This window comes from Haloarchaeobius amylolyticus, from assembly GCF_042678045.1.
GTDB lineage: Archaea > Halobacteriota > Halobacteria > Halobacteriales > Natrialbaceae > Natrinema > Natrinema amylolyticus_A.
In genome coordinates this window covers 284,421-295,553 of sequence record NZ_JBHUDI010000009.1, presented here as the reverse complement: position 1 = coordinate 295,553, position 11,133 = coordinate 284,421, and the positions used below count along the sequence as shown (strand labels likewise).

General features: G+C 63.0%; 14 protein-coding genes. 7 read left to right on the top strand and 7 right to left on the bottom strand.

Features of this window, described 5'->3' with window-relative positions:
* Positions 1–52: 52 nt before the first annotated feature.
* The 4 genes from ACFR99_RS15190 to ACFR99_RS15175 all read right to left on the bottom strand — a co-directional run bounded on the left by ACFR99_RS15190 (position 53) and on the right by ACFR99_RS15175 (position 1,497).
* Positions 53–388 carry a DUF7344 domain-containing protein gene (locus tag ACFR99_RS15190; RefSeq protein WP_390288859.1) on the bottom strand — a complete coding sequence of 112 codons (336 nt, stop codon included), beginning with the start codon at positions 386–388 and terminating at the stop codon, positions 53–55.
* A gap of 278 nt (positions 389–666) precedes the next feature.
* The gene (locus ACFR99_RS15185; protein WP_390288856.1) at positions 667–840 is read right to left on the bottom strand and encodes a hypothetical protein; all 174 of its coding nucleotides are present in this window, start codon (positions 838–840) and stop codon (positions 667–669) included.
* 112 nt (positions 841–952) lie between these two features.
* Positions 953–1,186: a DUF2249 domain-containing protein gene (locus tag ACFR99_RS15180; protein ID WP_390288853.1), complete on the bottom strand. Its 234-nt coding sequence runs from the start codon at positions 1,184–1,186 to the stop codon at positions 953–955.
* An 80-nt stretch (positions 1,187–1,266) separates the two neighbouring features.
* Complete coding sequence (locus tag ACFR99_RS15175) at positions 1,267–1,497, bottom strand: DUF2249 domain-containing protein (protein WP_390288850.1); 231 nt, start codon at positions 1,495–1,497, stop codon at positions 1,267–1,269.
* Between the two features lie 135 nt (positions 1,498–1,632).
* Between ACFR99_RS15175 and ACFR99_RS15170 the strand changes: the two genes are divergently transcribed.
* The 6 genes from ACFR99_RS15170 (at position 1,633) to ACFR99_RS15145 (ending at position 7,531) form a co-directional block, all read left to right on the top strand.
* A complete protein-coding gene (locus ACFR99_RS15170) occupies positions 1,633–2,307 on the top strand; it encodes a helix-turn-helix domain-containing protein (RefSeq protein WP_390288847.1) in 675 nt (224 codons plus the stop codon).
* A 233-nt stretch (positions 2,308–2,540) separates the two neighbouring features.
* The gene (locus ACFR99_RS15165) at positions 2,541–4,226 is read left to right on the top strand and encodes a 4Fe-4S ferredoxin N-terminal domain-containing protein (RefSeq protein WP_390288844.1); all 1,686 of its coding nucleotides are present in this window, start codon (positions 2,541–2,543) and stop codon (positions 4,224–4,226) included.
* Positions 4,223–5,575 (top strand): NrfD/PsrC family molybdoenzyme membrane anchor subunit, encoded by a 1,353-nt coding sequence (gene nrfD / locus ACFR99_RS15160; protein WP_390288842.1) that lies wholly within the window; start codon positions 4,223–4,225, stop codon positions 5,573–5,575. Before ACFR99_RS15165 ends, nrfD begins: the two co-directional genes overlap by 4 nt.
* Positions 5,572–5,883 carry a hypothetical protein gene (locus ACFR99_RS15155; protein WP_390288840.1) on the top strand — a complete coding sequence of 104 codons (312 nt, stop codon included), beginning with the start codon at positions 5,572–5,574 and terminating at the stop codon, positions 5,881–5,883. The genes nrfD and ACFR99_RS15155 overlap by 4 nt, the downstream gene beginning before the upstream one ends.
* A gap of 150 nt (positions 5,884–6,033) precedes the next feature.
* Positions 6,034–7,125: an Mrp/NBP35 family ATP-binding protein gene (locus ACFR99_RS15150; RefSeq protein ID WP_390288837.1), complete on the top strand. Its 1,092-nt coding sequence runs from the start codon at positions 6,034–6,036 to the stop codon at positions 7,123–7,125.
* A 79-nt stretch (positions 7,126–7,204) separates the two neighbouring features.
* A complete protein-coding gene (locus tag ACFR99_RS15145; protein ID WP_390288834.1) occupies positions 7,205–7,531 on the top strand; it encodes a cupin domain-containing protein in 327 nt (108 codons plus the stop codon).
* Between the two features lie 6 nt (positions 7,532–7,537).
* Here ACFR99_RS15145 and ACFR99_RS15140 read toward each other — a convergent pair whose 3' ends face one another.
* The 3 genes from ACFR99_RS15140 to ACFR99_RS15130 all read right to left on the bottom strand — a co-directional run bounded on the left by ACFR99_RS15140 (position 7,538) and on the right by ACFR99_RS15130 (position 10,080).
* Positions 7,538–8,680 (bottom strand): asparagine synthase-related protein, encoded by a 1,143-nt coding sequence (locus ACFR99_RS15140; protein WP_390288832.1) that lies wholly within the window; start codon positions 8,678–8,680, stop codon positions 7,538–7,540.
* Positions 8,677–9,360 carry a PHP domain-containing protein gene (locus ACFR99_RS15135; RefSeq protein ID WP_390289127.1) on the bottom strand — a complete coding sequence of 228 codons (684 nt, stop codon included), beginning with the start codon at positions 9,358–9,360 and terminating at the stop codon, positions 8,677–8,679. The genes ACFR99_RS15140 and ACFR99_RS15135 overlap by 4 nt, the downstream gene beginning before the upstream one ends.
* Positions 9,361–9,540: 180 nt before the next feature.
* Positions 9,541–10,080, bottom strand: coding sequence for an OsmC family protein (locus ACFR99_RS15130; RefSeq protein ID WP_390288829.1), 540 nt, complete (start codon positions 10,078–10,080; stop codon positions 9,541–9,543).
* A 344-nt stretch (positions 10,081–10,424) separates the two neighbouring features.
* On the opposite strand from ACFR99_RS15130, the gene ACFR99_RS15125 reads away from it, so the two are divergent.
* On the top strand, positions 10,425–10,973 hold the full coding sequence (locus ACFR99_RS15125; protein ID WP_390288826.1) for an OsmC family protein: 549 nt from the start codon (positions 10,425–10,427) through the stop codon (positions 10,971–10,973).
* The last annotated feature ends 160 nt before the right edge of the window (positions 10,974–11,133 follow it).

Genomic DNA, 11,133 nt, shown 5'->3' with positions numbered 1-11,133 from the left:
GCTCGGTCGACCCGGGTGAGCCGCTCAAAAGAGCCCGTCTACCGGATTCGTATCAGTCCGTCTCGAGCAACTCGAGCGGATCGGCGACGAGTGGACAGCCGTGATATCGAACGCTCGAGTCGCTTCGATCGTAGTCGACGACTCCGAGCTCTGCAAGCCGCGGAAGGTAGTTGTGAGTGAGGGCGATCAACCAGCGGCGTCGTTCCGGTTGCCCACTCCCCGGGAGTCGCTCGAGAACGGTGTCGAGGGAGAGCCGGTCGCCCTCGTGTGTCTCGAGGATCGATAGTAGCCGCCGGAAACGGGGGTTTCCCAGCGCGCGGACGAATTCGTCGACCTCGGCTTGCGAGTAGTCCGTATCAGGGCCGTTCGTGAGCGGCCAGGCAGACATCGTCACCATACTGGTTTCCAAAGTGGTGCCACCCACTACTCGTTGTGCTACTTCCCAGTGTCTGGGCTTCATTCAGCCATAGAGACGGTATCCTCGGCCTGTTTCTCGAGCTAATCAGTACGTCTCGACGACGAGATACTCGCGCGAGTAGCAGTCCGTGCCACCGAACGAGTGCCGCACGATCGGCTCAGGTGGGACGGTGGCGACGGTCGACCGATCCTCGAGACGAGTCGCTCGTCTCGACTGTGAACCGGAAATACGGGTCCACAGAGACGGAGTTAGCCGTCGGGAACGGACGAGGCGTACCGACGGTATCGGCGTAGCGTCTCGTCGTCCTCGTCGCGGAGTTCGACGATGAATTCCTTCTGGCCAACCGTCTCCTCGAGGTCGCGTTCCGGGAACGAGACCTCGTAGGGCGGCTCCTCGATCGGTTCCGGGGTCGAGCGATCCACCACCGACCGTCGCCTGAGGCCGGTCGGACGGGACGTTCGTTCGATCGACGATGGACACCGTCTGAGCATGGTCGGTATCAATACCGGTGGTCAGCCGTCGCGTCCTCGTCGATCAGACCTCCTGTTTCGGGAATCGGGCGACGAACTCGTCGGGGGCGACCCGTTCGACCTCGTACCCGTCCGCGTCGAAGCTCTCGACTTCGGCCTGGAACTCGTAGAACAACGGCTTCGGCTCGTGATCGTTGACGATCGTCAGCGTCTCACCCGGCTCGAGGTCGGCAAACTCGTCGTGGATGGTCGGGTGGCGGTTCACCGGTGGAATGTCTCTGACGTCGAGTCGCGTCATGTGCTTCGGAGTCGGAACGGCTGTCGCATGGCAGTTTGTGCGAACACGTTCGCCGCGCCCGGTCGTCCGTCAGCTCGCGTTCACGCCTCCTGCTCGATACGGACGTGCCAGATCCCACCGTCACGTGGCTCGCTCTCGTGGCTGTACCCACGGGCTTCGAGTTCCTCGTACAGCGGTTCCGGCTCGAACGGCGCGAGCAGCCGCAACGACTGTTCCGGTTCGAGCGCCTCGAGTGTGGAAACGATCTCGTCGAACGGCGGTCCGTCGATCTGCCGGACGTCGAGCGTCCGTGCTGTTGGGTCGGTCGTCATCACTCCGGCGTTCGATCCGCGGTGAGTTGGGCGTTCAGCCGAACGCGTTCACGGCCATCGGTCGTCTCGCAGCACCGGGATCGCCCGCACGTGGTCGTAGTCACCGGTATATACGTTCGGTTCGAATGCGCTCGTATGGCTCACGCCACGCTCACGCTCACGCTGCCTGAGGAACTCTGGATCCAACAGGTTTCGACACAGTTCCCCGAGGCCACGTTTCGGGTGCTGGCGGCCGTTCCTGGCACCGACTCCGGCTTCGCCCTCGTCCGGATCGCCAGCACGGCGGTCTCCGAGATCGTCGACGCGATGGACGATCACTCGCAACTCACCGACTGCTCACTCGTCCAGTGGGACGACGACGAAGCGACGATCCACTTCGAAACTACCGCGCCGCTCTTGCTGTTTTCCTCCCGCGAGTCGGGCATGCCGATCGAACTCCCGGTCGAGATAGAAGACGGGCAGGCGACGATCGACGCGATTGGCTCCCGGGAGCGGTTGAGCGCGTTCGCCGACCAACTCGAGTACTTCGGCCTGGAGTATCGGATCGAGCACGTCCGGGAGCGGTTCCACGAGCAGCACCTCCTCTCGGACCGCCAGCGCGAAGTCCTCGTCACTGCCGTCGACGCGGGATACTACGACACCCCGCGGTGTTGTTCGCTGACGGACGTCGCTACTCGTCTCGGCATCGCCAAATCGACGTGTAGCGAGATACTCCACCGGGCCGAGGGGCGGATCGTCAAAGGATTCGTCAACGAACTCCCAGACGTCGCCACGGAGGATGGTCTCGAGGAGCGGCTCGCGAAGGCGTGAAACCGCGCTCGTCTCGTTTGTTACCGCGCGATCTCGGTATCGGTCCAACGAGCACTGACTTATACTCCCGAACATAATCGCCCCGATTCTCACACGGTGGAAATCGGCTCCATATTTCATCTAAGTCTGGTTGTGAGACGCGGACGAGGAACCACAAATGAACGATTTCAAGTGCATGCCGTCAAGTACTCTCGGCATGACACCAGTGTCATATTCAGAGGTGTTCTGATCTGATGAGTACGGATGACGAATCATTCCATCCACTCGGAAATGAGTGGGAAGGCGAACTCGAGTCGATGCTCGACGATACCGAGTACGATAGTCAACTCGGTATGGACATGGCTCGCGACGCGATGCGGGTCACCAAAGGCGAGCTTTCTGAGGCCGAATTCCACGAGAAATATCACGAGGACGTGATGGAGGAGTTCGGCGAGGACGAGCGCCCGACCAAGGAGGCCTACGAGAAGGCCCAGGAAGAGGCCAAGGGCACGTTCTCCCGAATGCTCGACAAGTTCGACGGTGACGGCGAGCAGACCCGTCGCGAAACGATGAAGAAGATGGGTGTCGGCGCGGCAGCCGTCGGCGTCGGTGCGTGGGGCACCGTCGACGACGGTCCCGAGGCCAGCGTCGCCGAAGAAGGCGGCCACGGTGCCACTGAGACCCACGAGAAGCCCGATACCCAGTGGGGCATGACGATCGACCTGGAACGCTGTGACGGCTGCCTCACCTGTATGACGGCCTGTCAAGAGGAGAACGACCTCGACGCAGGCGTCAACTGGATGTACGTCATGGCCTGGGAGGACCGCAATCACTCTTCTCCCGATGGTGGGCAAGGTCTGACCGACTCCGGCGCCTACACGGACTTCAACATGGGAAGCGACTTCAACATGCTCGTGCGACCGTGCCAGCACTGCACGGACGCCCCCTGTGAGAAGGTCTGCCCGACGACCGCCCGTCACACTCGCGACAAGGACGGGATCGTGCTGACCGACTATGACGTCTGTATCGGCTGCCGATACTGTCAGGTCGCCTGCCCGTACGGCGTCAACTACTTCCAGTGGGAAGAACCCGAGGTGGCCTACGAGGACATCGACGGCCTCGAGGACCCCGAGGACCCTGACGAGATCACGCACGCCGAGTACGAATACGGCGAACGGTGGGTCGACAGTCGTGCCCCGCGTGGCGTCATGAGCAAGTGTACGTTCTGCCCGACCATGCAGGACGGCAAGCAGGGCGAAGAGCAGGTCGGGACGACCGCCTGTGAATCGGCCTGTCCGCCGAACGCGATCCAGTTCGGTGACGTCAACGACGAGCGCAGTGACTCCTACCAGCACCGCGAGCATCCGGTCAAGAGTCGAGCCGTCGCCCACCTGAGCGGCGACCACATCAGCAGCGGCCGGTACGTTCCGGAGCCGGACACGGTCGACGAAACGCTCAGCGAGGGCGACGACGTTGAGTCCGCAATCGAGGCCCTCGACGCCGCCAACGACAGCACCTTCGACGTGGAAGTGCTGTCGATGATGAAAGCGATCGACATCATCAGCGAACGACTCGAGCCTGACGACAACAAGAACAGCACCCTGCTCCAGAACGAACGGACCATTCTCGAGTCCCTCGACGCCATCGAAGAGTACGTCGACCTCGAGAGCGAGGAGGCCCTCGAGACGCTGCGCCTCGCCGACGGTAGCGAGCAGGAGGCACGGGCCCAGCTCCAGCAGTACGTGGGCAAGCCGAGCACGTTCAATCTGCTCGACGACATCGGGACGAACCCGAACGTCACGTACCTCGGTGCGGAGCCCGATTCGAACGCCTACCAGGTCGAAGGGCCGACCAAGTACGAAGACGCCGGTCTCCTCGACAAGCGGCAGGAAAAACTCGATGAAGAGACCGTCGGTCGCGTTGACGGGGTGTCGCTATGAGCACGAAGGAGCCAACCGAAGCGGACATCCTTCGTCCTGTCAACACGCTCACGAAGAAGTACTTCATCCTATACGGCATCGCGACCCTGGGCCTCGTGGCCTTCCTCGTGGGCTGGGCCTACCAGCTCCAGCAGGGACTGGTCGTCACCGGGCTCGGTGACTGGGGCTCCGGTGGTGGCTCGACCTGGGGACTGTACATCGGCGCGTTCATCTGGTGGGTCGGTGTCGCACACGGCGGTATCATCCTCTCGGCTGCCGTCCGGCTGCTCGGGATGGATCGGTACATGCCGATCGCCCGACTCGCGGAGATGACGACCATTGGTGGCCTCTCGGCCGCCGGTTTCTACATTCTGGTCCACATGGGCCGACCGGACCGGATGGTTACGAGCGTCATCGGTCACTACCACATCACGGTCAACAACTCGCCGCTGGTGTGGGACGTGACGGTCATTACGGCCTACTTCGTGCTGTCGGCGACCTATCTCGCGCTCACGCTCCGATACGACGTTAACCGACTGCGCGATCAGCTCCCTGACCGCTTCGAACCGATCTACAAGATCATGACGATCGGTTACACCAAAGAAGAAGACGAGGTCATCGAGCGGATGGTCTGGTGGCTCGCAGCCGCAGTCATCATCATGGCCCCGCTCTTGCTCCACGGTGGCGTTATCCCGTGGCTGTTCGCACTGCTTCCGGCGATGCCCGCCTGGACCGGCGGCATTCAGGGACCGATGTTCCTGAGCATCGCGCTGATGTCGGCGATCGGTGGTGTGACCATCATCTCGTATGCGTTCCGCCGCGCGTACGACTGGGACCACATCATCACTGACGACATCTTCCGCGGGCTGCTCCTGTGGCTCGGATTCTTCACCCTGCTGTTCCTCTGGTTCCAGCTCCAGTTCGTCCTCAACGGCGTCTTCCTCGGACCAAACGCGAAGGCAGTCTCGGCCGAAGCGAAGCTCGCTCACCCGCTGTACCAGATCGCGATGTTCATGATCTTCAGCACGCTCGTGTACATCTTCCTGCAGGCGATCCGTCCGTCGCTGTTCAGCAAGAAGCGAGCGCTCCTCGCCAGCGGGGTCATTCTCACGGGGACGCTGACCGAGAAGGTCCTGTTCGTTGTCGAAGGGTTCAAGCACCCGGTGTTCGACATCTACGCCAACACGCCCGGGACCTACTTCCCGAGCCTGATCGAGTGGCTGTCGCTCGCTGGCACGGCTGGACTGGTGGCACTTTTATTCCTCAACGTCTCGAAGCTCGTCCCAGTGGTCGAGCTCCACGCCGTCGAACACATGCGTGGCGACCACGCACACGGTGACGAGGCGACCGAACCGGAGGTGGAAGCATGAGTCCAGCACTGACAACGATCCCAACAGAACTCCTGTATCACGGCTACGACGGCACGGCCGGCTTCACCGGCTTCCCCAACGAGGGGACCTGGGTCATCTTCGCGATCATCCTGGTCCCGGTCTACATCATGCTCGCAGCATGGTTCCTCGGGAAGCCCCGCGACACGTCGTCCGGACTGCTCGGCGTGGGCTATCTCGTCGGTCTGACGACCTCGATGTGGGTCGGGATGTTCATCCTGACCGTCCTGATCGGCGTCGTCTTCTACGGCGGCCCACCGGAGCCGATCAGTAGCGTCGGCCCGCCGTAACCGACTCCCGTATCGCATCCGAATATCGTTTTCATCTTTTGCAGCCGGACAGTCCACCTCGACAGTCCCAACTCCGTCTGTCAGTCTCGACGCTCGAACCATCACACGTATCCCGTTCCAGGCCTTTCCTACGGCTAGCACACCGACATTATGACCATCACAGCACACGAGCTCGAAATCAAACTCGAGGAGGTCGAGGATCCGGACATCGGCGAGGACATCGTCTCGCTCGGGCTGGTCAACGACGTCACGATCGACGACGAGACCGCCCGTATCTCGCTTGCGTTCAACGCGCCGTATGCACCCTCCGAGATGGAGATCGGCAACCAGATCCGCGACGTCATCGAAGACGCCGGCCTCGAGGCCGACCTGCGGGCACACGTCGGCGAGGAACACGGCTTCGACGACGAGGTCTTGCCACGCGTTCGCAACGTCATCGCCGTCTCCTCGGGCAAAGGTGGCGTGGGCAAGACGACGGTCGCGGCCAACCTGGCGGCCGGACTCGAGAAACGCGGTGCGATGGTCGGACTGCTCGACGCCGACATTCACGGACCCAACGTCCCTCAGATCCTCCCGGCCGAGAGCGACCCCGGCGTCACGCCCAACGAGGAGATCGTCCCGCCGCGCTCGGACGGCGTTCGCATCATCAGCATGGGCATGATGATGGAAAACGAGGACGACCCCGCGATCCTCCGGGGACCGATGGTCAACAAATTCATGATGAAGTTCCTCGAGGGCGTCGAGTGGGGCCGACTCGACTACCTGATCGTCGACCTCCCGCCGGGGACCGGCGACGCGACGCTGAACCTGCTGCAGTCGATGCCCGTCACCGGTGCCGTCGTCGTCACGACGCCCCAGGAGATGGCACTCGACGACACCCGCAAGGGGATCCAGATGTTCAACAAACACGACACTCCCGTCCTGGGCGTCGTCGAGAACATGAGCTCCTTTATTTGCCCGTCCTGTGGCGACCAGCACGGTCTGTTCGGCACCAGCGGTGCTGACACCATCGTCGACAAGTACGACATCCCACTGCTGGGTCGGATTCCGATCCACCCCGACTTCGGGGCCGACGGCAGCCAAGGTGCCCTCGTCAAAAACGACGACAGCGAGGTCCAGAGCCACCTCGAGGACGTCGTCGGCGAGGTCGCCGATCGGGTCGGCGAGACCAACCGCCGGACGGTCTCGGAAAACGTTACGCAGGAACCGGCGAACAAGCTGCCGACCGAGACGGAAGACTAAGCGCATCCGCCACACCGGCGGCCGACTCCCTCGTTTCTCTCCCCTGCCGTTATAACCCTGTCCGTCGAATCGACTCGATATGCGCGACGAATACGCCGATGCGATCACCGACCTCGAGCCAGCCGACGGCGAGATCGAAACCACGGAACTGGTCGTCAGCGACGATGTCCTCGTGAAAGCGTTCGCCCTCGGACCGGACGCGGAACTCGAGGCTCACGACCACGGCGAGAGTACGAACGTCTTTCACGTGCTCGAGGGGACGGTCACGGTCGTTCAGGGAGATGAGACCGAGGAAATCGATGCACCCGGCGTTGTCCACCACGAGCGCGGCGTCGTCCACGGCGCGAGAAACGAAACCGACGAGACGGTCGTTTTCACTGCGAGTCTCTGTCCGATGCCGTCCTAATCGCAGTCAGTCGGAACCGGGCGACTGCGGCGCGTCTTCGAGCAGCGACGCGACGTACTTGGTGACGTGGTCGTCCATCCGGCGCTTGTAGCCGGCCTGGCGGGCGAGGCGGTCGAGTTCGCGGGCGACGAGGCTGCCGTACTGGACGGCCTTCTTGTCCCGGGTTGCGACCTCGGTCGGGAGGTGGCGAGTCGCCACGCGTCGGAAGCCACGTTTTCGCTCGTCCTCGTCGGCCAGCAGCTCGTCCGGCAGGCGAAGCGCGGCCGCGACGACGGCGTCGTGAAGCAGCGGCGCGACCGGCTCGAGTCCCGTCGCCTCGATCGTCAGCACGTCCCGCGGGAGTTGCTCGGGCAGGCTCCTGATCCCCTCGCGGACGGCCCCGCGGACCGTCTCGGCATCGACCCGGTGGTCGAGACGGACGACTTTCTCGTAGCCGCCGAACAGTTCGTCGGCTCCCTGTCCGACCGCGAGCGCGTCGAACCCGTCGGCGGCGACGCGTTCGCCGACCAGATACAGCGGCAGGGCGATCTGGACGTCCATCGCGTTCGTTCGCCCGATCGCCCGTGCGACCTCGGGGACGGCGCGCTCGAGGTCGGCCGGCTCGAGGTCGACGATCGTGAGCTCGCGGCCCATCGCGTCGGCAGCCGTCCGCGCGGCTTCGACGTCGTGGCTGTCGGGGAAGCCGACGACGTACAGCGGCGCGTCGAGCAGTTCGGCGACCAGCGCCGAGTCGACGCCGCCGGAGAAGGCGACGGCGACGTCTCGATCGTTCCGCCGGACGGCGTCGGTTGCCGTCTGGATAGCGCGCTCGAGGGCGTCGATGGCGGTCTCGTGGTCCGATTCGGGGATCGGATCGGGCAGCGACCAGCATGACTCCGGTTCGGGAAGCGGTTCACCGACGGGTGCGGCCGCGCCGGCTGGGAAAAGCGTCGGCTCTTCGAGCGCACTCGGCTCGAACGCCCACGCCAGATTTGGACTCGCGGCGGCGGGGTCGGTGTCGACGAACAGGGGCACTCGTCCGAGGACGTCGCGAACGAGGCGGCCGTCGATCTCGCCGGCGAAGCCGGTCGTTCCCGGGAGCGACTCGGCGTCGGCGAGTGCGTCGCGAACGGTCGTCGGATCGGCACCGCGAAGCGTTGGCTCGGTCATCGGAAGAGGTTCAGAACACGGCCGACTCGTCTCGTGACGCCGCCGGCGAACTGCTGGACGCTGATCCGCCAGGGCGTGCGCTTTCCCTCTACTGTGGTTCGGCCGTCCGCGATCGCCGCGAGGATCGCCGCGGCGGAACGCTCCTTGGCGTCGACGCGCGTGACCGCTTGCCCGACCATCTCGCTGATATGGGCGTCGCTGCCGGCGGTCATCGGCAGGTCCCGCGACCGTGCGTAGCGTTCGGCCTGTCGGTTCGCCCGGCCGGTAAACAGCCGCGAGTTGTAGACCTCGATCGCGTCGCCGGCCGCGAGTTGCTCGCGAGAGATCCGGGCCATCACGCCGTGGCGAGCCTCCTGAAAGGGATGTGGAATGACCGCCAGGCCATCCTGGTCGTGGATCGCCTCGAGCGTCGACTCGAACGACAGCCCCGGTGGCACCGCCTCCTCGAGGCCAAGACCCAGGATGTGGCCAGCCTGACTCGAGATCTCCATGCCCGGGATGCCGACGAGACCGTAGTCGGGGGCGCGCTCGACGGCCTCGAGACTCGCGTCGATCTCGTCGTGATCGGTCACCGCGATCGCGTCGAGACCGACGGCTTCGGCCTGCTCTAGGATGAGCTCGACCGGATCACGGCCGTCGTACGACAGCGACGAGTGCGTGTGGAGTTCGACCGACAGCACGACCGTACGTTTAGACGGCCTGATCAAAAGCGACTCGATTGGCCGTGCCACTCCAATCGCGATCACGCCTGCGTGTCGAAACGGAAAACGAGTGGGCTTGAAGCCGGCTCGAAAGCGGCGATCGAGCGTTCGATCAGTCGAGGCCAGAGTGAGTACGCACGGATCGAACGCGACGACGCGTTACTCCGCTGTCGCGTGGTGAATGTCGACCGTCACTTCGTTCTCGAGATTGTCGAGGATGGGCGAACTCGCGTGAGCGGCCTTCTGTACTTCCTCGAGTTCGGCTGTCGATGCGGGCGACTCGATGTGTGCGGTACACTCGATCCGATCGAAGCCGGGACGGACGTCGTCGGCGAGTCCGAGGAGGCCGCGCATGTCGGCCCGGCCCTCGAACTCGAGGCGGATCTCGGAAATCTCGATGTCACGCTTTGCGCCGTGGGCGGCGTAGGTAATCGTTAGACAGGTCCCAAGCGAGGAAAGCAACTGCTCGAGTGCGTTCGGTGCGTCACGGTGGCCGAACAACGCACCTTCCATGGTGAACTCGGGCGAGTCGACGAGCGTACCCCCTTTCTCGATCTCGCTGACGGTTGTTTCACACGTCGTATCGCCGGTCCACTCCGTTTCCGCGAAAAACCGGAAGTCGGCGTTTTCCGGGTCGTCCTCGGCAGCGGCAGTGAGCTGTTCGAACTTCTCCATATCGATTCCGTTCTTCAGAGTCATGCAGATACTATCCAATACCAGGTAGCGCCGGCCCGGTTGTAAACTCGGTGGAAAGAAACATTATTTCCGAATGAGGTTGGGTATCTATACTCGGCGTCCAACTGGTTCCGAGCCGTGCTGTCGCGCATGACTGGATCGGAAAAACGGTACGAAGACGCCGGTACTGTTCGTTTCCCCTCGTTAGACAACTAGCGTCGACCGCAACCGATCCCAGGAATCCGAAACATTTGCTGTGAATCATACCGAGAATATTGTTGGTTATTGCTAACCCGACATTAGATGTTGTGTCCACTTCGAAAGGGTTATGCACGTTTGTGGGGAAGAGAGTGTTGTACAATACACTCATGACCGACGTAAACGGACTCGACGTCGACGAACTCGAGTCGCTCATCGAAGGCGTCTCTGCAGAGCCGGAGCAAGCGTCGTTCACGTTCCGTGCCGAGACGGAGTGGACGGGTGGCTTCGCCAGCGAGACACGCATTAGCGACTTCGAACAGAACGAGACGACGATCGAATCGCCGGAGTTCACCGTAACCGGCGACGAACCAGCGGCATTGCTCGGCGAACGGACCGGCCCGAACGCGGTCGAACACCTCCTGGCTGCTATCGGCTCGTGTCTCAGCGTGACCTACGCGGGCCACGCCGCCGCGAAGGGCATCGAAATCGACGACATGCGATTCGAGTTCGAGGGCGACATCGACCTGCGGGGCTTCCTCGGGCTGAGCGACGAGGTCCGGGCAGGATACGAGGAGATTCGTGCGACGACCCACATCGACGCGGACGCCGATGACGAGGAACTCGAGGCGTTACACGAGGAAGTACTCGAGACGTCGCCGCTGTACGACAACGTGACGAACCAGGTCTCCCTCGAGTTCGACCTCGACTTCGCATAAGGACGTCGCGGCGCGTCACGTCGGATATCAGTAAACTCCTGCTTCGTTTTCCTGGCGTCGAGCGCTCGACTGCGAACCAGCCGCTCGAGCGACCGAAATCGATGTTCACGAACGTGCATATAGAAACCCCTTTACCGGCCGACTTTCATCACCTAGATGA